Origin of the sequence: Brevibacillus sp. WF146, assembly GCF_001673705.2 — a bacterium.
GTDB classification, from domain to species: domain Bacteria; phylum Bacillota; class Bacilli; order Brevibacillales; family Brevibacillaceae; genus Brevibacillus; species Brevibacillus thermoruber.
Map to the genome: position 1 here is coordinate 786854 of NZ_CP109943.1, position 26626 is coordinate 813479.

The following is a 26626-nucleotide window of genomic DNA, read 5'->3' on the forward strand; positions in this document are numbered from 1 at the left end:
GATGAAACCGGTCATTCAAATGGAAGAGGTAACGAAGACCTACGTTATCGGCGATCAGGAGATTCAAGCGCTTCGCGGGGTAAACCTGGTAATCCAGGAGGGGGACTTTGCGGCGATCATGGGTCCCTCCGGTTCCGGCAAATCGACGATGATGAATCTGATCGGCTGTCTGGACAAACCGACTTCGGGCGAGCTGTACCTGGATGGTTACCCCGTGTCGCAAGCGGATGACGACGAGCTGGCCATTATTCGGAATCAGAAGATCGGCTTTGTGTTTCAACAGTTTCATTTGCTCCCCCGAACCAGCGCGGTCGAAAATGTGGAGCTGCCTCTGCTGTATGCGGGCGTTCCCGCGAAGGAACGGCGCGAACGAGCCGTGCAGGCGCTGGAAAGCGTGGGGTTGGGCAATCGGCTGTACAACAAGCCGAATGAACTGTCAGGCGGGCAGCAGCAGCGGGTGTCGATCGCCCGGGCGTTGGTCAACAATCCCGTGATACTCCTGGCCGATGAACCGACAGGCGCGTTGGACACGAAAACGAGCATCGAGATCATGAGCATCTTTCAGCAGCTGCACGAGGAAGGCAAGACCATCGTGCTGGTTACGCACGAACCAGACATTGCGGAACATGCCAAGCGAATCATTCGCTTTCGTGACGGGCAGATCATCTCAAATGAAGCGGTTGACCATCGAAGACGGGCCAACCTTGAGGATGTGAAGGTATGAATTTCGCGGAAAGCCTGCGCGTCTCTTTACGCAGTATCAAAACAAACCGATTGCGCTCGTTTCTGACCATGCTCGGCATCGTGATCGGGGTGGCCGCCGTCATTGCGATGGTGGCCATCGGGGAGGGCGCTTCCGCCAACGTGGCGTCGCAAATCAACGCCTTGGGGAGCAACCTGCTCATTGTGACACCCGGCCAGACTGCCCGGGGGCAAATCAATCTGGGCGCCGGTTCGTTAAACACCTTGACGCTGGCGGATAGTGAAGCGCTCGCCCAAAACAGCTCCATCGCGGCGGTTGCGCCCAGTGTGACGGGGCGGGCTCAGGTAGTCTGGCGGAACAAAAACTACGCGACCTCGATCGAAGGCACCAATGAATCGTATCCCCAGGTGCGGAACGTTCAGGTGCAGCAGGGCCGGTTCTTTAACCGGCTGGAAGTGCAGAGACAATCAAACGTGGCGGTTGTGGGCCCGGACGTGATCGCCAATTTGTTCGGTGACAGCAATGCCAGCCCCATCGGGCAAACCATCCAGATCAACCGGATTCCGTTTCAAATCATCGGCATCTTGAAAAGTCAGGGCAGCACGGGAATGACCAACAATGACGACAAAGTGATTGTCCCGATTACGACAGCGATGAACCGGCTGACCGGAGGCAGGCACGTGGGCAGCATTTACGTGTCGGCCGTCTCCGCGGAGGCGTTGCCCCAGGCGCAGTTTGACGTTCAGCTGACGCTGAGGGCCCAGCACAACCTGCGGCCGAACCAGGAAAACGATTTTCAAATCCGGTCCCAATCGGAAATCCTCAGTACGGCCCAAGGGGTTACCGGTGTGATGACCACCCTGTTGTCCGGCATTGCGGCGATTTCGCTGGTGGTCGGGGGAATTGGGATCATGAACATCATGCTGGTTTCGGTGACGGAACGAACGCGTGAGATAGGCATCCGCAAAGCGCTCGGGGCAACCCGTTGGGACATTCAACGGCAGTTTTTGATCGAATCCGTGACCATCAGCTTGCTGGGGGGAATCATCGGCATTCTCCTGGGGATCGGGGCGGCTTTCGCCCTGCGCCAATTCGCCGGCATAGCGACGTCGGTCAGTGTGTCTCCGATGCTGTACGCGTTCCTTTCCTCCGTGCTTGTCGGCGTGATATTCGGGGTGTACCCGGCCCGAAAAGCCGCACGGCTGAAACCGATTGACGCACTGCGTTACGAGTAGTGCGCAGCGGGTGCGCCGTTCGGTGTTCCCGCATCATTGATTCCATTCAAAGCCACTCCCTTGTTTTGGAGTGGCTTTTTTTACTCATGGACAAGGCTGTTTCCTCTTCCAATAGGGAACCGCCCATTTTGGTATGGGCAAGCAACCAATTCGGGGAACCGGAATAATGTGCACTGTAGCGAAAAACAGAATGATGGTGAAAGGGGAAAGGTTTCATTGAGCAGCACACCCGTTGAAAGCCACCATGGCCATAAGTCTTACGGCACAGCCGCGTTTTCTCCGCAATGGTATCAATGGCCCCACCCGTATCATGTCCCGTATCCGCCCTATCTGTCCTACGTGCCGGTTGTCTACCAGGAGCCATTCTATGACTATTATTTGGACTACGTTGATTATGTTGACTCGTACGGAGACTACTACGACGTTTTTTACGACACCTACGAGGACAGCTTTGATTACGTCAGTTCCTGACGGTTGCGGCAGGGAGCGCGAGCGCTGCACGTCCGCAGCGGCCGCATAGCGTCCGGTGCGCTGACGGACACGTTTTCGGTGATGAAACATCCAGATCAATTCATGAATGGAGGGTATCAAATTGGACGATTTTAAAAAAGAAATCAAAAAGGTAGAAGCGGATGAGTTTCATGCGAGCGAGATGGTTCCCTATGAGAATCCGGACTACGATTACGCCCAATTCAATTGCGGGCAATGTGGGGGACGCGGCAGAAACTGTAGAAATTGTTTTCAACGCTGCCGAAATTGCTTTTTCCCGCGCTGCCACAACTGCTTTTTCCCGCGCTGCCACAATTGCTTTTTCCCACGCTGCCACAATTGCTTTGGCCCCCGGTGCGGACGATGCTTTTAACCTGGTGAAGACAGAGGTTTGTGATCGTTTGACAGGAAAGCCGAAACCCTTCAATTGCAAGGGTTTCGGCTTTTTTTCGGCTGCATGTGACCGGTCTGTTTGTCTCGTGGCACGGAAGTTGTCGGCGTGGAGGGGACTTCTCAACAAAGCAGGCAAGAGGGACAAATAGCGGTACATATGATTAACACGGAGTGTGTTGAGGGATGGTTGCGGATTTCAGAACAGCTGACGGGAGGAAGCATGGTATGACAAGTTTGAAGCCATCGATGCGTCTGAAAGTGAAGGGAGACACGTTTTTTCTCCCCGATCCATCCGGCGGTGTGTATTTTCGGAACAACATCGGCTCGTTTCACATGGAAGGCAGGACGATCCTGCAGTGGATTGAAAAACTGATGCCGGTGTTAAACGGCGAGCACACGCTGGAGGAGTTGACGGACGGATTGCCGGCCCCATACCGGGACCGGGTGTATGAAATTGCAGAGGTGCTGTACCAAAACGGCTTTGTCCGGGATGTAAGCCGGGATCGGCCGCATCAACTGCCGGAAGAGATACGCAAACGATATGCGGAGCAAATCGAATTTTTGAACAGTTTCGGGGATTCGGGTGCCTACCGCTTTCAGACGTATCGTCAGTCCAGGGTGGCAGCGGTGGGCGCCGGCCCGTTACTGCTCTCGCTGGTAGCGGCGTTGTTGGAATCGGGACTGCCAAGGCTGCACGTACTGGTCACGGATGAGGCAGTCACAAACCGGCAGCGGTTGGCGGAACTGGCGGAACATGCCCGAAAAGAGGACCCTGAGGTATCGCTGGAGGACATTTCGCTGCAAAAAGGGGGCGTCATTTCCTGGCGGGAGTTTGTGCAGCCGTTCGATGCGATCCTGTACGTGTCAGAGAAGGGGGATGTCGAGGAACTGCGGGTTCTGCATGACGTCTGCAGGCAGGAAAAAAAGGTGTTCCTCCCGGCCCTGTGCATCCATGAGACAGGGATGGCCGGTCCGCTGGTGCATCCGGACAGTGCGGGATGTTGGGAGTCGGCGTGGCGCCGCCTGCACCTGTCGGCGGTGCGCAAAGACCCGAAGCAGCACGCCTTCTCCTCCACCGCGGGAGCCATGCTGGCGAATGTCATGGTGTTCGAATGGTTCAAAACGGCAACGGGCGTATTCCAACGGGAACCGCAATTCTTTCTCTTGAACCTGGAGACGTTGGAAGGAAGCTGGCATTCGTTCCTGCCCCATCCGCTGGTGACCGGCTGCGAACCAATCCACTGGGTCCACGTTTCAGATCTGCGGCTCGAACGGGATTCCACAAGGCGGGAATCGGACGGATTGATTCCGTACCTCAGCCGGCTTGCATCACCGGAAACCGGCATTTTGCATGTGTGGGATCCGTTGGACACCCGGCAGATTCCGTTGGCACAGTGCGTGGTTCAGGCTGTCGATCCGCTGTCGGAAGGACCGGCTCGGCTGCTGCCGGCGGTTGTCTGTACAGGGTTGACGCATGAGGAGGCGCGGCGGGAAGCGGGACTGGCCGGGATCGAAACGTACGTGTCGCGAATGGTTGATCGGCTCGCGTCGACGCTTCCCGCCGAGCAGGAGGCCGGAAGGAGCATGATCCAACCGGATGAATGGGTCGGCGTCGGAGCGGGGGAAACGGCTGCAGAAGGCGTAAGCCGGGGACTGCAGAAGTGTTTGACCGAGGCACTGAGGAAGAGACACGCGGATGAGAAGCCGCGCATCTCTTTGGTGCGGGTGGAGACGGTCGAAGATGAGCGCTGCCGGTATTATTTGCAGGCGTTGACCACGATGCAGGGAGCTCCGCTGATCGGCTTGGGAGAGGACGTCTATGGGTTCCCTGTGGTGTGGGCCGGTATGAACGGCCGGTGGTATGGCAGCGTGGGATTCCAAGTGACTTCAGCGCTGCGGCAGTCGCTGCAGCAGGCGCTGCTGAAGGCGCAAAACCAAGCGGCGCGTCCCGGGATGCAGGCGGTGGAGGTTTCAGCCGTGCTGCTGGCAGACAAGGCACCGCAAAGTCTTGCGATCCCCGCGTGTGAAGCGGACGATCATGTCGAGGTTGTGCAGTCCGCTCTGCAGGTGTTACAACGAAACCGCAAGCGGCTTCTGGTCTGCGATCTGGCGCGGGAGCCGTTCTTGCAAGAGGAGTTGGCAGGGGTGTTTGGCGTGCTGGTGCGAGAGGAGGAGTCCCGGTGAGTGCTGGTGTGGTTGTTGTTGGAGAAGGGCTGTTGGCCGACTTCGTGAGCAGGGAATTGTCCTCCCGATACCGGATCGTTCGTCATGCCGACGTGAAAACCGGGATGCCGGAACCGGCGGACCTGGCGCTGGTTTTGCATGATACCTGGGAGCCTTCCGTTCATTACGAGGCGGAAGCGTTGTTTCCACCGACCGGCATCCCTTGGCTGCGGGGCTTTGCCGCATGTGGCGAGGGTGTGGTCGGACCGCTGGTGCGCCCGGGTACGCCGGGGTGCTCCCAGTGTGCGGACCTGCGGCGCGTCGTGGCGAGAAGGGACCGCAGCGAGATGTGGGAATGGAAACGGACGCTGGCGGAACACGGGGGGATGCCGCGTGACCCGTGGGCGTCGCGGACCGGGATGCTGCAGACAGCTCACCTGCTTGTCGCCGAGGCCGAAAGGGTGCTGCAGGGCAGGCAGGCCCACCTGGAAGAAAGCGTCTGCCTGATCAACCTGAAAACGCTGGAGAGCTCGCGTCACTTCTTTCTCCCCGACCCGCTGTGTCCGGTATGCGGTCGATTGCCCGACGATTCGCCGATGGCGGCGCGGATTTCGCTCGCGCCCAGTCCGAAGATCAGTGCCGACAGTTACCGCTGCCGTCCGATGGATGAGCTGAAGAACGTTCTGGGCAAGGACTATCTGGATTCCCGGACGGGATTGGTCAATGGGAAACGGAATAACTTCGAGTCGCCGTTTGCCGTTGTCAGCGTCAATCTGCCGCTGTTTACGGGGGACGAATCGACGGCGGGTCGGACTCATTCCTTCGCGGAAAGCGAGTTGTTGGCGATTTTGGAGGGATTGGAGCGGTACTGCGGTTTGGAACCCCGCGGCAAACGGACGGTCGTACACGACAGCTATCGCAACCTTGCCGATCAGGCACTCAACCCTCTTACGGTAGGGGTGCACGCCAAGGAACAGTATGCGCGGCCCGATTTTCCGTTCAAACCGTTTGATCCTGACCGCCCGATCCATTGGGTATGGGGCTATTCCTTTATGCAGGAGCGTCCGATTCTGGTTCCGGAACTGCTTGCCTATTACAGTCTGGATTACGGGGACGGCTTCGTCTATGAAACGTCTAACGGATGCGCCTTGGGCGGAAGTTTGGAGGAAGCTATCTTCTACGGCATTTTGGAAGTGGTGGAGCGCGATTCGTTCCTGATGACGTGGTACGCCCAACTGCCTCTCCCGCGTCTTGACCCTGGTTCCGTCGACGATACGGAACTGCGATTGATGATCGAGCGTGCGAAGGCGGTGGGCGGATACGACCTGCATTTCTACAACGCGACGATGGAGAACGGAATTCCAAGCGTGTGGGTGTTGGCCAAGAACAGAAAGGAAACCGGAGTGAATCTCATCTGTGCGGCCGGGGCTCATCCGGACCCGGTACGGGCGGTGAAAGGCGCGGTTCACGAGCTGGCTGACATGATGCTGACGATTGACGACAAATTCGAAGCGTACCGGGAGAAGTATGAGCGAATGCTGGATGATCCGTTCCTGGTGCAGGAGATGGAAGACCACTCCATGCTGTACGGCTTGCCGCAAGCGGAGAAGCGCCTGGATTTTTTGCTGGATGAGGACCGTCCGCTGCTAACGTTTGACGAGGCATTCAAGCGGAAGGAGAGGGCGGCCGACCTGACTGATGATTTGAAAGACATTCTCCAGGCTTTTCGCCGTGTGAACCTCGACGTGATCGTGGTGGACCAAACGACACCGGAGATGAGGCGAAACAGCCTGTACTGCGTGAAAGTGCTGATTCCGGGGATGCTGCCGATGACGTTCGGGTATCACCTGACCCGCCTGGAAGGGTTGGAACGGGTGCTGCGGGTCCCCATGGAACTGGGATATGCCAGGCAGCCGTTGACACGTGAACAGCTCAATCCCCATCCGCATCCGTTTCCATAATCCCGGACGGGAGGAAGAAGTATGCGTCTGGATTCATTTTTGCACAATCTGCACTTTGACATTGACAGGCTTGATCCGCCGGACTGGGAGGTGGATTGGAACGACGCCCCCCTCCCGTATAAGCTTTACCGCGGCCTGCCTGTCGTCCCGCTTTCTGCGGAAGTGCCGCTGACGCTGGAAGGACGGGAAGTGCCCGGAACGCCCGCTCTTTCCGACATCGGCCATTTTCTCTGGTATGCGTTCGGGCTTGCGAAAGTCTGCCAATGGGAGCTTGTCGGGGATGGAGCGGAACAAGAAGGCGGCGTAACGCATTCGTTCCGGCGCTTTCTTCCTTCCGGCGGGGCGCTGTATCCCAGCGAATTGTACCTGTATTTGCGAGTAAAGGATTTGCCCGCAGGGATCTACCATTACGATACCGCACACCACCGCCTGGTGCTGCTGCGGGAAGGCGATTTCGATTCCTATGTCGCCAGGGCTCTCGGCAATCGCTGCGACGTGTCGGCTTGTTTCGGCACGTTGTTTGTCTCGACGATGTTTTGGAAAAATTTTTTTAAATACTATAACTTTTCCTACCGGCTGCAGGGGTTGGATGCCGGGGTGCTGATCGGGCATCTGCTGGAGGTGGCGAAACGGTTTGGCTTTTCGTCGGGGGTGTACTTCCAGTTTCTTGACAGGGCCGTCAACCATCTGCTCGGCCTGTCCGAACAGGACGAGAGCGTGTATGCAGTCATTCCGCTGTCAGTGGAACCGGGGATGACCTGGTTTGCCGACAGGGGGAGGGACGAGGCGATCACGGCCAGCGAACTGTGCCGGGAGTTGAGGCCGGTTGCGCATGAGCACTACGTCCGGTCGCGGCGGGTCCGGCCGTACCCGATGCTGGTCAGGATGAACGAAGCCTCCCTGCTGGAATCGACCCGGTCGTTTCGGCAGGTGGAGGGAGAGACGCACGAAAACGTAAAGGGTCGGGCGATGCCTCTGCCCCCGGTGAACCGGTTGTCGTATGACCTGGCAGCGGCCTGCAAGAAGCGGCATTCGCCGGGGATCGACTTCGTGTTGGGCCGGGTAAGCCAGGAGCAGCTCGCCGCGCTGCTGCGGGAAGCGACCGCTTCCTTCGCCTACCGGAATGATTTGGACGGGGTGCGAGCGAATCCCGAACCTCGCGTCTCGCTGTATCTCTGTCTGCATCATGTGGAAGGCATCCCGGACGGCGCCTACCGCTATGACAGCGGCGCGCATGCCCTGCAGATGGAACGTCCCGGAGATCATCGGCTGTCGCTCCAGCAGGCCATGACGCTCGACAATGTCAATCTGCTTCAAACCCCGCTCTGCCTGCATCCGGCGGGGGGACGGGATCACCTCCAAACGGCACTGGGGTACAGGGGATACCGCATTCAACAAATGGAGGCCGGCATGCTCGTGCAGCATGTGCTGCTGGCGGCATCGGCCCTCGGGATGGCGGGGCATCCGCTTCTGGGATACGACGCGAATATGTGCGACGAGATCTATGGGATTGCCTCACGCGGCCAAACCTGCCTGATCCAGCTCCCGGTAGGTCCCTACCGCCCCGCCTCCCGTCTGGAGGGGAGCCTGCACGCCTAGCGTTCGCCGTTTGTGCTGACCGATACCCTGCTTGTTTTCGCGGTATGCGCGGAGACGGGCAGGGCTGTTTTTTTCAAGCCCTGACGCAGCGGGCGGGGGGTGGCGCCTGCCTTCTGCTTTGCGCCCTGAAACTGCAAGCGGGTGCAGTTGGTTCATTGCTTTTTGGAGGGAAAACATGAAATCATAAGGGGGAGGTGAGAAGCAAGATGATTCGCTTGAGCGTACTGGACCAATCCCCGATTGCCCAGGGCAGCACGGCCCCGGAGGCGCTGTCCCAGACCGTCCGCCTGGCACGTGAACTGGACCAACTGGGGTATCATCGTTTTTGGGTATCGGAACATCACCATACGTTGGGGTTGGCCGGGTCCAGCCCGGAAATTCTGGTGGCCCATCTGGCCGCGGTCACCACGAACATGCGAATAGGGACGGGCGGTGTCATGCTGCCCCACTACAGCGCGTACAAGGTGGCGGAAACGTTTCGCGTGCTGGAAGGACTGCACCCCAACCGGATCGACCTGGGGGTAGGCCGGGCACCCGGCGGCATGCCGCTCGCCACGAGAGCGCTGCAGGAGGGAAAAGTAACGGGCATCGACCGGTATCCCGAGCAGTTGGATGATCTGATCGGCTATTTGTACGACACGATTGACGAGAACCACAAGTTTCCGGGGCTGCGGGCAACGCCCATCGTGCCCACCGCGCCCCAGTTGTGGCTGCTCGGCTCCAGTGGGGAGAGCGCCAGACTGGCCGCCCAGCGAGGAGCATCGTTCGCCTTTGCCCATTTTATCAACGGGGAAGGCGGCGAAGAGGCCATGCGGTGGTACCAGGAACATTTTCAGCCGTCCCTCGTAAGTGATCGGCCGCAGTCGATGGTGGCGATCTTTGTCGTCTGTGCCGAAACCGAGGAAGAAGCGAACCGAATCGCTTCCAGTCTCGACCTGTCCCTCTTGCTGCTGGAAAAAGGGGGCGGCAGTCAGGGTACCCCCTCCGTCGAAGCGGCGCTGCGGTATCCCTATACCGATTATGACCGCTACCGGATTCAGGAAAACCGCAAGCGAATGATTGTGGGCACCAAGGAACAGGTGAAGGAGCGAATCCTGCAGATGAGCGAGCGGTACAACACGACGGAGTTTATGGTGGTCACCATTACGCACGATTTCGAAGCGAAGCAAAAGTCGTTCCGGCTGCTGGCGGAGGCATTCGGCTTGTCGGGCCGGTAGACGCCCAATGAATCAAACAGGGAAACGGCCGGTCGCGAGGCGGCCCGTTTCACGCGCGTCCCATGAGCATGCGGCACGCCCGATGGTCCAGGTTCCATGCGGGAGCAGCGGGGCGCGCGTGTTTTTTTGGGGAAAAGGTGGCGGCCCATTCCTTGCGGCGTGACCGGCTGGCCGTCCTGGTCGTAGCCGATGATGATCCGCCCCAGCCGCTCCCGCAGGTCGTCCATCTGTTCGCTCAGGCACAGGATGGCCATGATTTCCGACGCGGGCGTGATCAGGAAGCCGTCTTCCCGCAGCGGTCCGTTTCCGTCGCCCAGGCCGACCACGATTTGGCGGAGCGCCCGGTCGTTCATGTCCATCGCCCGTTTCCACACGATTTTCTTCGGATCGATCCGCCGGGCATTGCCGTGGTAGAGGTGATTGTCAATCATCGCGGCCAGCAGGTTGTGGGCCGCCGTAATCGCATGCAGATCGCCCGTAAAGTGCAGGTTGATCTCATCGGACGGGAGGATTTCCGCTTTTCCGCTGCCGGTCGCGCCTCCCTTCATGCCCAGGCACGGTCCCAGGGAAGGTTCCCGCAGCGCGGCAACGTCTTTTTCCCGATGCGGTTCAGCGCCTGGGACAGCCCGATGGTTGTCAAGGTCTTGCCCGCCCCCGCCGGATTGGGATTCATGGCGGTGACCAGCACCAGTTTGCCGTCCGGACGGTCCGCAACCTTTTCCCACAGGTCGCGGGACAGCTTTGCCTTGTATTTTCCGTACAGCTCCAGATCTTCTTCCGCAATGCCCGCCTGTCTGGCTACGTCGGTGATCAGTTTCATGGCCGGATGCCTCCATCCCGTTTTCGTTTTTTCTCCTTCCTTAAATACGTTCACCAGGCTGTCCACATGTCCTTGAGGGGTAATGCGAAAAGAATGGGGCGGCGAGGCGGGGAGAAGCGGCGGTGAGCATGGAAAGCGGCCGGACGGGCACGAAAAAAGCACCCGCGGTTCTGCCGTATCGCAGCATCACGGGTGCTTTTGTGTGAAAAGCGGATGGGGACGTGCCTAGCTCATCGGCTTCTTCGGCACAAATTGAAAGATTTCGTGCGTTTCGAACGAGTCGATCAAGCGGGAGAGCCAGTCGTAGTATTCCAAGCCGTTTTCGATGCGGTGAATGCTTGTTTGCACGCGTTCTCTCAGCTCATCCGACAGCTCTTCGCTTTGGAGAAGGGCGCGCAGCTCCTGCAGCGATTTTTTCATCGCGTGCACGTTGTACTCGGCGGCGCTTCTCCAACGGAGCGAGAACAAGTCAATGAAATTCTGGTACCAGTCGAGGTTTACCTCGTAGTGGTCCTTTCGCGCTCCTTTTTTCCAGATTTTTTCCACCATTTTCAATTCCATCAGGGTTCGCACGCCGGTGCTCATGCTCGTCTTGCTCATGCCCAGCGCTTCGCCCATTTCATCGAGGGTCATCGGCTTGTCTTGAAACAGCAGGGTTCCGTACAGCAACCCCGTGGACATGGTGATTCCGTACAGATCCATGTTCTTGGCGAGAGCTTCGATCACCCGTTCCTGAGCCCGTTGAAGGATTTCTTCATGTTTGGCATCCATAGCAAACCAAGCAGCTCCTCTATCCGTTTTACCTGATTCGAATTGTACTAAGGAAACCATCAGAAGTAAATGATCATATCATACAGTATATACGAGATATTCTTAGCATGAAGTTAAAAAAGTACGTAAAGTTTTTTCTGAACGCCAAATATTCGTAAATATCGCTGATTACCAAATTTGTGGGAACCATCCTCCTTCGATACAATGAGAGGGAGCGATTGCGTCCGTACAAAACGTTGGAGGTGACGTTATGCCGAAAATCAAGGTGGAAAATCTCACGAAAATCTTTGGACGTCAGCCTCATCGCGCGTTTGACTACCTGAAGCAGGGACGGTCCAAGCAGGACATCTTCAAGGAAACGGGCCTGACCGTGGGGGTCAATCAGGTCAGCTTTGAGGTGGAGGCGGGAGAGATTTTTGTCATCATGGGTCTGTCCGGCAGCGGCAAGTCGACCCTGGTGCGCCTGATCAACCGGCTGATCGAACCGACGGCCGGCCGCATCCTGATCGACGGGGAAGACATCGTCGGGATGAACGCCGAACAGCTTCAGCAGGTCCGGCGGAAAAAGCTGGGCATGGTTTTTCAGAAATTCGCCCTGTTTCCCCACCGAACGGTGCTGGAGAACGTGGAGTTTGGACTGGAAGTGCAGAATATTCCAAAAAAAGAGCGGGAAGAGAAGGCCAAAAACGCCTTGGCGCTGGTCGGCCTCAGCGGCTGGGAGAACAGCATGCCCGATCAGTTGAGCGGCGGGATGCAGCAGCGGGTCGGGCTGGCGAGAGCGCTGGCCAACGATCCGGACGTCCTCCTGATGGACGAAGCCTTCAGCGCCCTGGACCCGCTGATCCGCAAAGACATGCAGGATGAACTGCTGGAACTGCAGACGACCATGCAGAAAACGATCCTGTTTATTACCCACGATCTGGACGAAGCCTTGAAAATCGGGGATCGGATCGCGTTGATGAAAGACGGGGCGATCGTCCAGATCGGCACGCCGGAAGAGATTCTGACCAATCCGGCCAACGAGTACGTGGAGAAGTTCGTGGAAGACGTGGACCGCTCCAAAGTGCTGGCGGCGGAACACGTGATGAAGCGGGCGGAAACGATCACCCTCGACAAGGGGCCGCGGGTCGCCCTGCAGTTGATGAAAGACAGAGGCGTCTCCAGCCTGTACGTGGTGGACAAAAAGAAACGGCTGATCGGCGTGGTCAAGGCGGACGCGGTCAATGCCGCCTCGCGGGAAGCGAAGACGCTGGAAGACGTGATGGATCGCGAGGTGCCGACCGTCTCGGCCAATACGCTGTTGAACGAAATGTTCGACCTGGTGGCGTTTTCCGACATCCCCGTGGCCGTCACCGGCGAGCAGAACCGCCTGCTGGGTGTCGTCGTGAAAGGGGCGGTATTGGGCGGACTGGCCGGCAAGGTCAACCGGAAAACGCCGTCCGATGCTGAAGAAGAAAGGCAGGTGATGGCGGGTGAGTGAGCTGTTTCCGAAACTGCCGCTCGACCGCTGGGTGGAGCGGCTGGTCCAGTATCTGGATGAGCATTTCGGCCTGGTGTTTGACGTGATTTCGGCCGGCATCGGCAGCACGGTGGATCTGTTTTCGCTGATCTTTACCAGTCTGCCCGACTGGCTTTTGATCATCGGCTTCACGCTTCTGGCCTACAAGGTCGGACGGCTGCGCGTCGCCCTGTTTACGCTGGTCGGCCTGCTGCTGATCGCCAATCTGGGGTATTGGGAACATTCGATGGAAACGCTGGCGCTGGTGCTTACCGCCGGGTTGATTTCAATCGTGATCGGCGTGCCCGCCGGCATCTGGTGCGCCCGCAACGATTCGGTGCGCAACGTGGTCACGCCGCTGCTCGACTTCATGCAGACCATGCCGGCCTTTGTCTACTTGATTCCGGCAATCTTTTTCTTCGGACTGGGCAAGGTGCCGGGCGTGATCGCGTCCGTTATCTTCGCGATGCCGCCGACGATTCGTCTGACCAATCTGGGCATTCGCCAGGTGCCGAAGGAATTGATCGAAGCCTCGGACGCGTTTGGCTCCACCTCCTGGCAAAAGCTGTTCAAAGTGCAGCTTCCGCTCGCCAAGACGACGATCATGGCGGGCGTCAACCAGAGCATCATGCTGGCGCTGTCCATGGTCGTGATCGCGTCCATGATCGGTGCCAAAGGGCTGGGAGCCGACGTCTACCGGGCGGTCACGCAGATCAATATCGGCACCGGTTTCGAAGCGGGGCTGGCAATCGTGATCATGGCCATTTTGCTGGATCGCATCACCCAAAACATGGGGAAAAAGAAGAACGTGCAGGAGGGGTAATCATGAAAAAACGATGGGGCAAAGGATGGGCGGTTCTCCTCGGAATCAGCATGCTGATGGCCGGTTGTTCCGGCGTCTCGCCGTCGACGGAGCAGCCGTCGCAGAACGCCGGCGGCGAGAGTGTCGGCAAGCAGGTGGATTACAAGATCATCGGGATCGACCCCGGCGCCGGCCTGATGAAAGCGACGGAAAAGGCAATCGAGGAGTACGAGCTGAAGGACTGGGAGCTGGTGGAAGGCTCCAGCGCCGCGATGACGGCGGCGCTCAGCGAGGCGGTCAAAAACAAAAAGCCGATTATCGTGACCGGCTGGACGCCGCACTGGATGTTTTCCAAATTTGACCTGAAGTATCTGGAAGACCCCAAAGGGGTGTACGGGAAAGAGGAGCAGATTCACACGATCGTCCGCAAGGGACTGAAGGAAGAGCACCCGAGCGCGTATGCGTTCCTGGACAACTTCACCTGGACGCCGAGCGATATGGAAAAAGTGATGCTGGCCATCGCCGACGGCAAAAAGCCGGAGGAAGCAGCGGCAGAATGGGTGAACAACAACCAGGAGATCGTCAATAAATGGGTGCAGGGCATCAAGCCGGGCAGCGGCGAAACCATCACCCTGGCCTACGTCGCCTGGGATTCCGAGATCGCCAGCACCCACGTGGTGAAAAAGGTGCTGGAAGAGAAGCTGAACTACAAGGTAGAGCTGAACCAGGTGGAGGCGGGGCCGATGTGGGCCGGCGTGGCCAACGGCGACGTGGACGGCATGGTGGCAGCCTGGCTGCCGACGACGCATGCGGATTACTACGAGAAACTGGGCAAGGACATCGAAGACCTCGGCCCCAATCTGAACGGCACGAAGATCGGCCTGGTGGTGCCGAGCTACATGGACATCACATCGATCGAAGACCTGAAGAAGTAAATGAAGAGTCGGGACGCCGCGCAAACGCGGCGTCCTTGTTTTTGCCCTGGTTTGCGCTCGGCGAGTGGGATATGATGAGAGAAACCGTTCGATTGCTTGGCTGGTCAGTCGGACGGCACTCGCCGCAAAGGAGGAACGATCATGACGGTAGAGCGGGAAACACGAGCGGTCGCCCTGGTCACGGGAGCCTCCAGCGGGTTTGGGCTGCACACGAGTGTGGCCTTGGCGCAGGCGGGGTTTCGTGTCGTCGCCGCGATGCGCAGCCCTGAGAAGCGGCATGACCTGCTGCAGACGGCCGAGACCGCCGGAGTGCGGGAGAGAATCGACGTGCGGCGGATGGATGTCACCGACCATGCGGGCATTGTCCAAACCGTCGAGGAGATCGCCGCGGCGTACGGCCGGATCGACGTGCTGGTCAACAATGCCGGATTTGCCGCCGGGGGAGTCGTCGAGGAAGTGGACGGAGACACGTGGCGTGCGCAGATGGAGACCAACTTCTTCGGGACAGTCGCCGTCACCCGGGCCGTCCTGCCGCACATGAGGAGACAGCGGCGGGGAAAAATCATCAACATGAGCAGCGTCAGCGGGAGGACAGCGTTCCCGGGGTACGCCCCCTACGCCGCCTCCAAGTTTGCCGTCGAGGGGTTTACCGAAGCGCTGCGGCTTGAGGTCCTGCCGTTTGGCATCCACGCCGTCCTGATCGAACCGGGGGCGTACAAGACGGAGATTTGGCGCAAAGGGTTTGCGACCATCCGCATGCGGGAGAACTCCCCCTATCAGCCCATGCTGGAAGCCGTTCTGCGCATGTCCAGAAGGACGGCGGAAACGGCCCCGCCTCCCCAGGAAGTGGCGGCGGCGGTGGTGAAAGCGGCGCTCGCTCCCGCGCCCCGTCTGCGTTATCCCCTGGGACGGGGAACGGCGGCGATGAGCCTGCTCAGGAGCCTGCTGCCCTGGAAATGGTACGAGCGGATCGTGTTGTGGGCGCTCCATCGGTGAGCGGAGGCAGCCTCCAGCCGGACCGCTGGAGCGGACGAGGTCTTTGACCGCGGCAGCGGCGGTCACATCGGGCTGTGTAGAAGCAGCCCGGAGGAGTATCGTTATGGAGGAGACGGCGGGACATGCCGCTCTCCCGGCCGCCGCCTGTTCACACATGCCGACGCCCCCTGCGGGCGTTTTTTGTGCAAAACAACCAGGCAAAAAGAACCATTTTTGAGGGAAAGCAATTTTTTCTGGTCAAAAAGTCTTGTTTTATGGAATTTTATTACATATTATGGTTCATTGTGGTAAAATGGTGTGGTTCGTTTTACAGAATAGAAAAGAGAGAATTGTATGAAAACGGGTAGTGGACTTCATTTGTTTCTCGTCCTGATCATGATGTTTGGCGTCATCCCGACGGCAGGAGCGGAAGAGCAGCAGCCGCAGGTCAACTGGATTGAAGGCGGCAGGTCCGTCGAGATCGGCGACGGATTGGCAACGCTGGATCTGGCCGAAGATCACGTGTACCTGAACAAGGAAGACACGGCCAAACTGAAGGAGCAAGCCGGTGCCGCCCCGTCCCCCCGGGAGATCGGCAGCATTTTTCCGACGAACGAAAACGAGGACTGGATGGTCATCGTGGAATACGAGGAAGTGGGGTACATCAAGGACGAAGAAAAGAACGACATCGACGCGGACGAAATCCTGAACAGCTACAAGGAGGGAACGGAAGAGGCCAACAAGGACCGGAAACCGGAAGAGCAGATTCACGTTGTCGGCTGGGACGTGAAGCCGTTTTACGACGAAAAGACCCACAAGCTGGAATGGTCCATGCTCGGGGAAGACGCGCAAAAACATCCGCTGATCAACTACAACGTGCAGCTTCTGACGAGAAAGGGCTACGTCTCGTTCGTCCTGATCACGGACCCGGCCAACCTGCCGCAGGACAAGAACATTCTGCATGAGAAGATTCTCGCCAACTTCAAAATAAAAGAAGGCAACCGTTACGAGGACTTCAACGAGGCGACGGACAACGTGGCGGAATACGGTTTGACCGGCCTGGTCCTGGGCGGTCTGGGTCTCGCCGTGGCGAAAAAAACGGGCTTCCTGCTCCTGCTGGCGGGACTCCTGAAAAAAGGATGGGTGCTGATTCTGGTTCTGTTCGGCGCGATTGCCGCGTTTTTCAAAAAGCGGTTTGGACGGAAACCGGCACCGCCAGAGAGCGGGCCGGTTGATCAACCGTCCGCGGAACAGCCGGACGCGGAAGAAGAGCCCAAGGAACAGACCCCGCCGGGGCAAGCGCCGCCGGCATTGTAACGGCACCGGTTCACGATGGCTGAAACAAGGGCACCGCTGAGAAAAGCGGTGCCTTTGTCGTGGACGGGCGGTTAGTTGCCCCGGATCGCGATGGCGTCTTTGACCAGCCGGACGAATTCGAGCTGCGCCTCGCCCGCTGCGGTGGCTTCGGCCAGTTCCCGGACAGCGGCGAGCGAGCTGTCCTTGGCCCAGTAGCTGCCGCGCAGAATTTCCGCACATTCGGCGACGGGGCACCAGCTGAAGCGTGATGATATGGCCTGTCAGCGGCAGGTGAAGAAAAAGCGGAAAGAGATGGAGGGTTAGGGTTTTTCTTGGGCTGCTCCTAAGTTAGTCTTGTCTAATATAACAATCCCCCGCACAGATACTTGTGAAGGGGGATTGTTATGTAGGGAGAGTTACCTATTGGTCTTCTCTTAGTCTAAGGCTTATGTTTCAGTGAATGTCATATTAGAAATCGTCAGGATCAGCCCACTCGAAGTCTTCTTCGGTTAGGTCAGTTCTTTTATTCAGCTCACTCATAAAATATTTTACGGTATCTTCTAGAGCTTCTTCTACGCTCTTTCCAGAACCCGCAGCAAACTCAGGGGCTCCATCTAGTGGGCTCTTTATTCCAAGATTCGTTACCCCTGTAAACCGACCATTTTGATCCTCATACACCCTTACTCTGAAATTGGTCGAAGGGATTCGGCCAATTTCATAAACCAGAAACTCACCTACACACTTTTGTATCTTCGCTACACCATCTATTCTGATATTTTTCCAGTCTGACAAAAGTATCCCTCCAAATTACGTTGTTCCAAAAGAGACTATTCGACCATCTGGAGCCAGGTCAATGTATCTGCCATTTTTTCGATACCTCTTTACACCATCTACCGGTCCAGATACAGGTGTTGGTTTTACACCTTTTTTTGCAGTTTGAGCAAATGCTATTGCTTTCCGCAGATACTGTGCAGCATCTGTTGCCCCAACTTCTTTCGCATGTTTTTCGTAGTGGTAATTAATCGATTCAATTATAGAATCAAAGCCACCCTCATGCCACTTATACACGTCATCATTGTTTAACAAACCAAGTTTAATAAACAAAGCAAGCTCATAAGCATCATCGCCGTCGCCTTTCATTTTCAGCTCTACACGATTGTATTTCTTTTGGCTGTCGATATTGCTTTCTGTCTGTTTCTCAACAGTTTTTGCCGATGCGCTTGGCAATATAGATCCAAACAATAACACTAGTGCGAACAGACTGGAAAGGATTTTCTTTAAAAATTTCACGAAATTCACTCCTTATCGAATTTTTCCCAAAAGATATACATATATTAACATTAGTGGGATTGATGATCAATAAAAATTTACAAGAGGTAAATATTTTTTAAAACTCCCTTACTGACAACAGCATGAACATACAGCTCGGCTGTTCCAAAACGTCTATATGATTGGCCTGCAATGTAACGCTTTGACATGATCGGTACAGGGGTGAACGCGAAAGATTTGGTTTGAAAAGCAAGACGATAGTAACGGAAGCCGGTCCGTATTTGTCGGCGGATTCCCCTCCCGCGTCCATCGCATGGAGTGAATTTCCCGCGAGCCATTTACTTGTCGAACGTACATTCGTAGAATAGGGGAAGAAGGTGGTGTTCGACGTGAAAATCAAGCTGGACATGGCGCACGTGCTGGAACGGTTACGCCAGGACGAGCGCTTTGCGCGAAACATCGTGCATTGGAAAACCATCGAACCCCGCGAGGCGCAAACGGTTCCCTTTCCCCCTGACCTGGACGGGCGGATTCGGGAAACGCTGGTCAAACGGGGGATTTCCTCGCTGTACACCCATCAGGAGACGGCCTTTCGCCACGTGCGGGACGGGAAGCACATCGTGGCGGTGACGCCTACCGCTTCCGGCAAGAGCATGTGCTACCACCTGCCGGTGATGCAGGCGCTTGCGGAAGACCCAGAGGCGCGGGCGCTGTACCTGTTTCCCACGAAGGCGCTGGCCCAGGACCAGAAAAGCGAGCTGCACGAGCTGATCAACGAATCGGGCCTGCCGATCAAGTCGGAAACCTACGACGGGGATACGCCCGCCCAAATCCGACAGACGATCCGCAAGGCCGGCAACATCGTGATCACCAACCCGGACATGCTGCATGCGGCCATCCTGCCCCATCACACCAAATGGGTCTCCTTTTTTGAACACCTGCGATACGTCGTCATCGACGAACTGCATACATACAGGGGCGTGTTCGGCAGCCACGTGGCCAACGTCATCCGCCGGCTGAAGCGGATCTGCGCGTTTTACGGCAGCCGTCCGCAGTTCATCTGCACGTCGGCCACCATCGCCAACCCGCGGGAACTGGCGGAGCAGTTGACGGAAGAGCCGATGGTGCTGGTGGACAACAACGGCGCGCCCACCGGAAAAAAACATTTTCTGTTCTACAATCCGCCCGTCGTCAACCGGCAGTTGAACATCCGGCGCAGCGCCACGCTGGAAGCCCGGGACATCACGGAACTGTTTCTGTCCAACGGGATTCAGACGATTTTGTTCGCGCGCAGCCGGGTGCGGGTGGAGATTCTGCTCAAGTATCTGCAGGAGCTGGTCAAACGGAAGCTGGGGCCCAAGACGATCCAGGGCTATCGCGGCGGCTATCTGCCCAGCCAGCGGCGGGCGATCGAAAAGGGGCTGCGCCAGGGAGAGATCATGGGCGTGGTCAGCACCAACGCACTGGAGTTGGGCGTCGACATCGGCCAGCTCCAGGCGTGCGTGATCACCGGCTATCCCGGTTCGGTCGCCAGCACCTGGCAGCAGGCGGGCCGGGCCGGGAGGCGGCAGGGGGAGTCGGTCGTCGTCCTGGTCGGCAGCTCCACGCCGCTGGACCAGTACGTGATTCAGCATCCCGAGTACTTTTTTGAACGCAGCCCGGAGTCGGCCCGGATCAACCCGGACAACCTGATCATCCTCGTCGACCACATCAAATGCGCCGCCTACGAGCTGCCCTTTTCCGAAGGGGACCGCTTCGGCCGGGCGGAGATCACGGAAATCCTGGAGTTTCTGACGGAAGAGCAGATTCTGCACCACGCCAAAGGCAAGTGGTTCTGGATGAACGACTCGTTTCCGGCGCACAACATCAGCCTGCGTTCGGCTTCTCAGGAAAACGTGGTGATCATCGACATCAGCGAGCGGGGCAACGAAAAGGTGATCGGGGAGATGGACCGCTTCAGCTCGCTGACGCTCCTGCACGACGAAGCGATTTACCTGCACCAGGGAGTTCAGTATCAGGTGGAGAAGCTGGACTACGAAGAGAAGAAAGCGTACGTGCGGGAAGTGCAGGTGGATTACTACACGGACGCCAACCTGGCCGTCCAGCTCAAGGTGCTGGAGCAGGACCAGTCCCGCCGCGGGCCGCGGATCGAATACGCCTACGGGGAAGTGTCGGTCCACGCCATGGCGACCATTTTCAAGAAAATCAAGTTTGAGACCCATGAAAACATCGGCTCCGGTCCGATCCACCTGCCCGAGGAAGAACTGCACACCAACGCGGCCTGGATCGGATTTTCGGAAGCGCTGCTGGAGGAGGTGGGGACAAGCGAGGTGGAGCGCGGATTGGTGGGGGTGGCTCACGTGCTGCAGCACGTCGCGCCCCTGTTCGTGATGTGCGATCCGCTCGATCTGCACGTGATTCCGCAGCGCAAGGCCGTACACTCCGGCCAGCCCACCATCTTCCTGTACGACCGCTATCCGGGCGGCATCGGATTGAGCGAGCAGGTGTACGAGCAGATGGAGACGATCCTGGCCCGGGCGGAGGAGCTGATCTGCTCCTGCCCGTGCGAGTCTGGCTGCCCGTCCTGCGTCGGCGCGGCGGAAGAAGGAGGCGGCAAGGAACTGGCGCTCTCCTTGCTGCGGGTCGCCCAGGGGGGAAGCCTGCATGTCTCTTAAAGCGAAGCTGAACCGCCTCAAACCGCATCTCACCCGGGAAGCGCCCAAGCAGCCGGACGGGGACGGGGCACCCGGCGGGGCTGCGGGTTCGCCGGCGGCCTCCGACACGGCGCCGCTTCCGGACATCCCGTACCGGGAAAAGTGGGTCGGCCTGCAGGCCAAACCGTACGTGCTCGACGGCGAGTACGTGATGGTGCGGGAGGTCCGCTACCCGGTCACCGCGCGGCATGGGGCCTACACGTTTGCCCAACTGTACGAGACGATCGACGCCTGGGAGCAGGCGGGCATCCTCCATCCGCTGTCGGCGGCGGGCAAAACGGCGGAGGACCTGCTGTTTTTTGACACGGAGACAACCGGTCTGCACGGCGGGGCGGGCAATGCCGTCTTTTTGCTGGGGCACAGCCGCTTCGAGGGAGACTGCGTCGTCGTCCGCCAGCACTTTTTGACCGCCCCTCACGCGGAGGCGGCCCTCTACCACTCGTTTCTGGAAGCGGCGCGGACGGCGACCGATCTGGTCACGTACAACGGCAAGTCGTTTGACTGGCCGCAGGTCAAGACGCGGCATACGCTGCTGCGCGACCTGGTTCCCCGGCTGCCGTCGTTCGGCCACTACGACCTGCTGCACGGGGCGAGGAGGCTGTGGCGGGAGGACCTGGAGTCCTGCCGGCTGTCGCTGATCGAGCGGGAGAAGCTGGGCGTCCAGCGGGAGAACGACATTCCCGGCTATCTGGCGCCGATCCGGTACTTTGACTACCTCACGGACAAGGACCCGGATACGATCAAGGGTGTCCTTGCTCACAACGAGACGGACGTGCTCTCCCTGATCACGCTGTACATCCGCCTCTCCTCCCTGCTGCTCGCCTGGGACAGGGAGGACGTCTCCGCCGAGGAGCGGTTCAACATCGCCCGCTGGTATGAAGCGTTGGGCGACGGCGAGAGCGCCCTCCGCGCCTACCGATCGGTCGCGGAAAGCGGGCATCCGCTGGGCGTGAAGGCGGCCATCGCGATGGGCCACTGCTACAAGCGGCAGAAAGACTGGAAACAGGCAATGCGGCTGTGGGAAGAAGTCGTCCGGTCGGGCACCTACGTGCCGGAAGAAGTGTATGTCGAGCTGGCCAAAATCTACGAGCATCACGTCAAAGACTATGAACAGGCGCTTCACTGCACGCTGCGGGCGTTTGACCTGTGGAAGAAAAAAAGCGGCCTGCTGCGCCGCAAGTCCAAGGCGGAGGAAGCTGCCTACCGCAAGCGGATCGAACGGCTGGAGCAGCGGTTGGAACAGCATGCGTAACGGAAACAATGAGGGGACAGGACCAGATCATTCCTGTTCCCTTTTTTGTTGACCCTCACGCTGCGTCAGCCATTATGATCGAGGTGGAGGTGATGACGTGCCGTACAAGGTGAAGGAAGTGGCCGAACTGGTGGGCGTGAGCGTACGGACACTCCATTACTACGACCAGATCGGGCTGCTGAAACCGGCGTCGATTACCCCGGCCGGATATCGGCTGTACACCGACAAGGATCTGGAGAGATTGCAGCAGATTTTGTTTTTCAAAGAGATAGGCTTTCCCCTGCAGGACATCAAGCAGATTTTGGACAGTCCCGGATTTGACCGTGCGCAGGCGTTGAGAGCCCACAAGCAGTTGCTGCTGGAAAAAAAGAAACGGCTGGAAGAGATCATCCGCACCGTGGACAAAACCCTCTCTTCCATTGAAGGAGGAATCGAAATGGACAAACAGGACATGTTTGGCGGTTTTGACATGACAGCGATCAAGGAACACCAGGAGAAATACGCGGCGGAGGCCAGAGAGAAGTACGGCAAAGCGATCGTCGACGAGACGGAAAAACGGACGAACGCCTACACAAAGAGCGACTGGGCGCGCATCATGGGGGAATGGGAAGCCATTACCCGCAAGATCGCCGGCGCCATGGAAAACGGACCGGCCGACCCGCAGGTTCAGGAAGGGGTCGCGGAGCTGCGGCAGCATATCACCCGCTACTACTACGAGTGCACGCCGGAAATTTTCAGGGGGTTGGGCGAGCTGTACGTGGCCGACGAACGCTTTACGTCCACGTTCGACAAGTACCGGGAAGGGCTGGCCGCCTTTTTGCGGGCAGCGATCCATCTCTACTGCGACCGCCTGCAAGCGAATTGACGGAAACGAGGTTGGGGGATGCCCAACCTCTTTTTATGGCGGCTAGACGTGTTTCTTCAGGTGCTTCGCTCGGTATTCGTCTTCCAGGATGCTCATGATGATCGAGTCGTGATACTGGTGGTTGTAGTACAAGGCTTCGCGCTGCACGCCCTCCCGCTGAAAGCCGAGCTTTTCATAGGCGCGAATGGCCCGCGCGTTGTAGGAGAAGACGTTCAGCTCAATCCGGTGCAGGTTCAAAATTCCGAATCCGTAGTCGAGCAAAAGGCGCATGGCTTCCGTGCCAAGCCCCCGGCCCTGGTGTTCCCGGGAGGTGATGGCGATGCGGATATTGGCATTGCGGTTCATGCCGTCGATGTTCTGCAGGGCGATGTCGCCGATCACCTCATCCGTTTCCCGCAAGGCGATCAACAGCAAAAGAGACGACGGGTCCTGCGTCTTTCCTTCGATGTATCGGGAAATCTGTTCACGGGTAAAGCTTTTCTGCGTGCCGGTCAGTCTCCGCACCTCGGGGTGAAACAGCATCCGGAAATAGAGATCGGTGTCGTCAAGGCCGATGGGACGCAAGTACACCCGGTTTCCCTCGAGAAACCGCACGGGTGCAGCGGGGGTGTTCTGATTGTGCATGGGAATCCTCCTGTTTTTCTCTCAACAATAGCAAAATTGTGCATGTTTGAAAATGTGTGGTTTTGGAAAGGATTGACACGCCGCTCGCATTCCTCTATACTGCAGATGTGAGGAAAATATAAAAAACAAATTCTTTTCCTTCGTTTCTGCGTAAAAGGAGTGGGATGCCCATGCAGGAACGCATTGTTCAGGCGGCGATCGAGGAAATCCAGTCCAAAGGCCTCAAATTTACGATGGCGGATCTCGCGCGCCGTGCGGGTATCAGCACGAAGACGCTGTACGGCCATTTTCCGTCCAAGGAAGAACTGATTCGTCACCTGATCGAACAGGGAAACCGGGACGTGCGGGACGGCATGGAGGCCATCGTGAACCGGCAGGATCTGGATGTGACGGAGAAACTGCGCCGGCTGCTGGCCTACGTGCCGAGCGGGTTTGGCGGCACCGACCTGCGGTTGTGGTACGAGTTGAAGCGGTACTATCCCGCCCAGTGGGCACTCGTCGACAAATGCTTTCAGGAAGAGTGGGACCAGGTCCGGGCCGTGTTGGAAGAAGGGATGCGCCAAGGCGTGTTTCGCAGGGTGAACGCAGACATCCTGATTCAGATGTATGTGGGCGCCTGGGAGCAGATGATCAACCGGCAGGCCTCGTCCCGAGACAGGATGACCATTCACGAGGCGCTGGACGCGGTGATCGACATTTTGCTGGGCGGAGTGGTCAGCGCCCGGAAACGTCAGGAGGAGAGCGTATGAGCTGGCTGTATCTAGGTTTGGCCATCTGTTTCGAGGTGGCGGGAACCACGTTCATGAAGCTGTCGAACGGGCTCAGCCGGCCTGTTTTCACCGTGTTGATGTTCGTGTTTTACGTCATCAGCTTTTCGTCTTTAAGCATGGCGCTCAAACAGCTCGAGGTGGGCACGGCATACGCGATCTGGTCGGGAGTGGGGACGGCGGCGATTGCCGTCATCGGTTTCCTGTTTTTCAAGGACGTGCTCACCGTGCAAAAAATCATCGCCATCGTGCTCATCATCGTCGGCTGCGTGATGCTGAACCTGAGCGGCGATGCGCACGGGGGAAGCGCATCGGCCGGGCCGGAAAGCGGCGTCGCGGTGGAGAACGAGGCCAGATGAAGCGGCTGAAAGGGTTTTTTTGGGCGACTGATCTCGGCTTTCTTCTCTACTGGATCGTCAGCTTTCTCGGACGTATCCCGATCGAGTATCGGTACCAGGACTACACCGACGCCAATCTGGTGGCGTGGAATCTCTCGTTTTTCCCGCTGGATCTGCTCATCTCGATCACCGGATTTGCCAGTCTGTACGCGTACCACAGGAAAAACGGCTGCTGGCGGCCGTTGGCGCTGATCTCGCTGGTGCTGACGTCCTGTTCCGGCCTGCAGGCGATCACCTTTTGGCTGTTGAAAGGGGATTTCGATCCAGTCTGGTGGATTCCCAACCTGTACCTGCTGATCTATCCGCTGTTCTTTCTGCCCCGTTTTCTTCGGGAACAGCCAGTCGTATCGGCTGCGGGCAAGTCTGATCACACCCCGTAAAGGCAGCGTGAGCAGTCGGTTGCTCCGGTTTTTCCCCATACGGTCTTTTCGACCCTCCGGCACCGCTTTATGGCGGTGTCTTTTTGCTGCCTTCTCGCTAGCCCAGCACCTTCTTCATACGCCGGACGCCTTCCGCGATGTCCGCTTCCGTCAGATTGCCGTATCCCAGAATGATCTTGTCGTGGTGCCTGCCCTTGACGATGGCGTGCGCTTCCACCGGGTAGACCCGGACCCCGGCGGTTTGGAGGGAGGTCAGCAGTTCCGGCGTAAACGATGTGCCTCGAAAGGCGGCCGCGATGTGCAGGCCGGTGGACGAGCCCAGGGTGCTCACCTGTTCGGGAAAGTGGGCATAAAGGGCGTCGCACAGGGCCTGGCGGCGTTTTTTGTACACCTTTTTGACGCGGTTGATCGTTTTCTCCAGGTGGCCTTCTTCCACAAACAGTCCGAGCGCCAACTGATCGAGCGACGGCGTGTGCAGATCGGTGAACCATTTGGCCTCCTGATACCGCTCCACCAGTGCGGGAGGAAGCACCAGGTAGCCCATCCGCAGGGCGGGCGAGAGGATTTTGCTGAACGAACCGACGTAGATCACCCGCTCCTCGGCCAGCCCCTGCAGGGCGTTGATCGGCGGGCTGTCGTAGCGGAACTCGCTGTCGTAATCGTCCTCCACGATGTAGCAGTCGTTGTCCAGCGCGTAACGAATCAACTGAATCCGCCTCTGAATCGGCAGGGTGCCGCCCAGCGGAAACTGATGGGAGGGCGTCACCAGCACGAAGCGGGGAAATTTGCCGGAGGGAAGGCAGTCGGTCATCATGCCCTGTTCGTCCACGGGGATCGGGTGCAGGACAGCCCCCGCCGAGGAAAAAATCGTCTGGATGTCGAGGGTGATCGGGTCCTCCAGCAGGATGGAGCAGCCGGGAGAGAGAAGCACCTTGGCAATCAGGGACAGCGCCTGGGTCGCTCCCGACGTGATGACGATCTGTTCCGGCCGGCACTGGACGCCGCGTGTGCGGTACAGGTAACGGCTGAGAATGCGGCGCAGTTCCGCCCGTCCCTCGGGCCGGCCGTAACCGAGGGCGGAGAGCGGCGCTTCCCGACAGGCGCGCTGGACGACTTTGGCCCAAACGTCGCGTGGAAAGTGGTCCAGCGCCGGGACGCCGGAACGAAAGTCGATCACGCCATCATCGCTGTCGCGGTCAATCGCCGTCCATGCACGTTCGCTCCCCGCGGCATCCGCGGCAGGGGCGTCGAGGCGGATGCCGGGGGCCACAAAATGGCCGGAGCCGCGCCTGCTTTCCAGATAGCCTTCCGCCAACAGCAGGTCGTACGCCTCCAGGACGACGTTGCGGGAAATGCGCAACTCTTCTGACAGCTTGCGGGTGGACGGCAGCTTGTCGCCGGCAGAAAGTTCTCCCCGCAGGATTTTGGCCCGGATGTCCGTGTACACCTGCCGAATCAACGGGACCGGTTTGGAACGGTCGAGAGAAATCCACAGCAAGA

General features: G+C 58.3%; 23 protein-coding genes and 1 pseudogene. 18 read left to right on the forward strand and 6 right to left on the reverse strand.

The features are described 5' to 3' along the window. Position 1 precedes the first annotated feature (1 nt). The 7 genes from A6764_RS03855 to A6764_RS03885 all read left to right on the forward strand — a co-directional run bounded on the left by A6764_RS03855 (position 2) and on the right by A6764_RS03885 (position 9760). Entirely contained in the window at positions 2-724 is a 723-nt protein-coding gene (locus tag A6764_RS03855; protein WP_044899914.1) for an ABC transporter ATP-binding protein, read from the forward strand. Continuing rightward, positions 721-1938, forward strand: a complete 1218-nt coding sequence (locus A6764_RS03860; RefSeq protein ID WP_065067313.1) for an ABC transporter permease — start codon at positions 721-723, stop codon at positions 1936-1938. Before A6764_RS03855 ends, A6764_RS03860 begins: the two co-directional genes overlap by 4 nt. Positions 1939-2590: 652 nt before the next feature. Further along, the gene (locus A6764_RS22345; RefSeq protein WP_413541982.1) at positions 2591-2800 is read left to right on the forward strand and encodes a hypothetical protein; all 210 of its coding nucleotides are present in this window, start codon (positions 2591-2593) and stop codon (positions 2798-2800) included. Between the two features lie 245 nt (positions 2801-3045). Next, a complete protein-coding gene (locus A6764_RS03870; protein WP_065067311.1) occupies positions 3046-5004 on the forward strand; it encodes a putative thiazole-containing bacteriocin maturation protein in 1959 nt (652 codons plus the stop codon). Further along, positions 5001-6944, forward strand: a complete 1944-nt coding sequence (locus A6764_RS03875) for a TOMM precursor leader peptide-binding protein (protein WP_065067310.1) — start codon at positions 5001-5003, stop codon at positions 6942-6944. Before A6764_RS03870 ends, A6764_RS03875 begins: the two co-directional genes overlap by 4 nt. Positions 6945-6965: 21 nt before the next feature. Then, entirely contained in the window at positions 6966-8543 is a 1578-nt protein-coding gene (locus tag A6764_RS03880) for a SagB family peptide dehydrogenase (RefSeq protein ID WP_065067309.1), read from the forward strand. Between the two features lie 206 nt (positions 8544-8749). Beyond that, positions 8750-9760: an LLM class flavin-dependent oxidoreductase gene (locus A6764_RS03885; RefSeq protein WP_065067308.1), complete on the forward strand. Its 1011-nt coding sequence runs from the start codon at positions 8750-8752 to the stop codon at positions 9758-9760. Between the two features lie 158 nt (positions 9761-9918). Here A6764_RS03885 and A6764_RS03890 read toward each other — a convergent pair. Both A6764_RS03890 and A6764_RS03895 read right to left on the reverse strand, forming a co-directional pair. Continuing rightward, positions 9919-10580: pseudogene (locus tag A6764_RS03890) on the reverse strand (formate--tetrahydrofolate ligase); the annotation flags it as partial. A 225-nt stretch (positions 10581-10805) separates the two neighbouring features. Then, positions 10806-11351: a GbsR/MarR family transcriptional regulator gene (locus A6764_RS03895; RefSeq protein ID WP_029098201.1), complete on the reverse strand. Its 546-nt coding sequence runs from the start codon at positions 11349-11351 to the stop codon at positions 10806-10808. 250 nt (positions 11352-11601) lie between these two features. On the opposite strand from A6764_RS03895, the gene A6764_RS03900 reads away from it, so the two are divergent. From A6764_RS03900 to A6764_RS03920, 5 genes are all read left to right on the forward strand, one after another. Beyond that, entirely contained in the window at positions 11602-12831 is a 1230-nt protein-coding gene (locus tag A6764_RS03900) for a quaternary amine ABC transporter ATP-binding protein (RefSeq protein WP_029098202.1), read from the forward strand. Continuing rightward, complete coding sequence (locus A6764_RS03905; RefSeq protein WP_029098203.1) at positions 12824-13672, forward strand: ABC transporter permease; 849 nt, start codon at positions 12824-12826, stop codon at positions 13670-13672. Before A6764_RS03900 ends, A6764_RS03905 begins: the two co-directional genes overlap by 8 nt. A 2-nt stretch (positions 13673-13674) precedes the next feature. Next, the gene (locus tag A6764_RS03910) at positions 13675-14586 is read left to right on the forward strand and encodes a glycine betaine ABC transporter substrate-binding protein (protein ID WP_029098204.1); all 912 of its coding nucleotides are present in this window, start codon (positions 13675-13677) and stop codon (positions 14584-14586) included. Between the two features lie 141 nt (positions 14587-14727). Further along, positions 14728-15582, forward strand: a complete 855-nt coding sequence (locus tag A6764_RS03915; RefSeq protein ID WP_065067307.1) for an SDR family oxidoreductase — start codon at positions 14728-14730, stop codon at positions 15580-15582. A 333-nt stretch (positions 15583-15915) separates the two neighbouring features. After that, positions 15916-16878 (forward strand): DUF2167 domain-containing protein, encoded by a 963-nt coding sequence (locus A6764_RS03920; protein WP_065067305.1) that lies wholly within the window; start codon positions 15916-15918, stop codon positions 16876-16878. 447 nt (positions 16879-17325) lie between these two features. Here A6764_RS03920 and A6764_RS03925 read toward each other — a convergent pair whose 3' ends face one another. Both A6764_RS03925 and A6764_RS03930 read right to left on the reverse strand, forming a co-directional pair. Beyond that, positions 17326-17649, reverse strand: coding sequence for a hypothetical protein (locus A6764_RS03925; protein ID WP_065067304.1), 324 nt, complete (start codon positions 17647-17649; stop codon positions 17326-17328). A 15-nt stretch (positions 17650-17664) separates the two neighbouring features. Beyond that, positions 17665-18147 (reverse strand): hypothetical protein, encoded by a 483-nt coding sequence (locus A6764_RS03930; RefSeq protein ID WP_065067303.1) that lies wholly within the window; start codon positions 18145-18147, stop codon positions 17665-17667. Positions 18148-18533: 386 nt separating this feature from the next. Here A6764_RS03930 and A6764_RS03935 point away from each other — a divergent pair, with 386 nt between their 5' ends. From A6764_RS03935 to A6764_RS03945, 3 genes are all read left to right on the forward strand, one after another. Beyond that, positions 18534-20801 carry a DEAD/DEAH box helicase gene (locus A6764_RS03935; RefSeq protein ID WP_218059934.1) on the forward strand — a complete coding sequence of 756 codons (2268 nt, stop codon included), beginning with the start codon at positions 18534-18536 and terminating at the stop codon, positions 20799-20801. Further along, the gene (locus tag A6764_RS03940) at positions 20791-22092 is read left to right on the forward strand and encodes a ribonuclease H-like domain-containing protein (RefSeq protein WP_264622401.1); all 1302 of its coding nucleotides are present in this window, start codon (positions 20791-20793) and stop codon (positions 22090-22092) included. The genes A6764_RS03935 and A6764_RS03940 overlap by 11 nt, the downstream gene beginning before the upstream one ends. A gap of 97 nt (positions 22093-22189) precedes the next feature. Next, the gene (locus A6764_RS03945) at positions 22190-22957 is read left to right on the forward strand and encodes a MerR family transcriptional regulator (protein ID WP_065067301.1); all 768 of its coding nucleotides are present in this window, start codon (positions 22190-22192) and stop codon (positions 22955-22957) included. A 42-nt stretch (positions 22958-22999) separates the two neighbouring features. Here the strand turns inward: A6764_RS03945 and A6764_RS03950 are convergent, their stop codons facing one another. After that, positions 23000-23581, reverse strand: coding sequence for a GNAT family N-acetyltransferase (locus tag A6764_RS03950; RefSeq protein WP_083989826.1), 582 nt, complete (start codon positions 23579-23581; stop codon positions 23000-23002). A 170-nt stretch (positions 23582-23751) separates the two neighbouring features. On the opposite strand from A6764_RS03950, the gene A6764_RS03955 reads away from it, so the two are divergent. The 3 genes from A6764_RS03955 to A6764_RS03965 are packed head-to-tail and all read left to right on the forward strand — an operon-like array spanning position 23752 to position 25126. After that, positions 23752-24330: a TetR/AcrR family transcriptional regulator gene (locus A6764_RS03955; protein WP_035299387.1), complete on the forward strand. Its 579-nt coding sequence runs from the start codon at positions 23752-23754 to the stop codon at positions 24328-24330. Then, positions 24327-24707, forward strand: coding sequence for a DMT family transporter (locus A6764_RS03960; RefSeq protein WP_035299388.1), 381 nt, complete (start codon positions 24327-24329; stop codon positions 24705-24707). The genes A6764_RS03955 and A6764_RS03960 overlap by 4 nt, the downstream gene beginning before the upstream one ends. Beyond that, on the forward strand, positions 24704-25126 hold the full coding sequence (locus A6764_RS03965; protein WP_065067299.1) for a YvaD family protein: 423 nt from the start codon (positions 24704-24706) through the stop codon (positions 25124-25126). Before A6764_RS03960 ends, A6764_RS03965 begins: the two co-directional genes overlap by 4 nt. 97 nt (positions 25127-25223) lie before the next feature. Here A6764_RS03965 and A6764_RS03970 read toward each other — a convergent pair whose 3' ends face one another. Further along, complete coding sequence (locus A6764_RS03970; RefSeq protein WP_264622402.1) at positions 25224-26624, reverse strand: MocR-like pyridoxine biosynthesis transcription factor PdxR; 1401 nt, start codon at positions 26622-26624, stop codon at positions 25224-25226. Between the last annotated feature and the right edge of the window lie 2 nt (positions 26625-26626).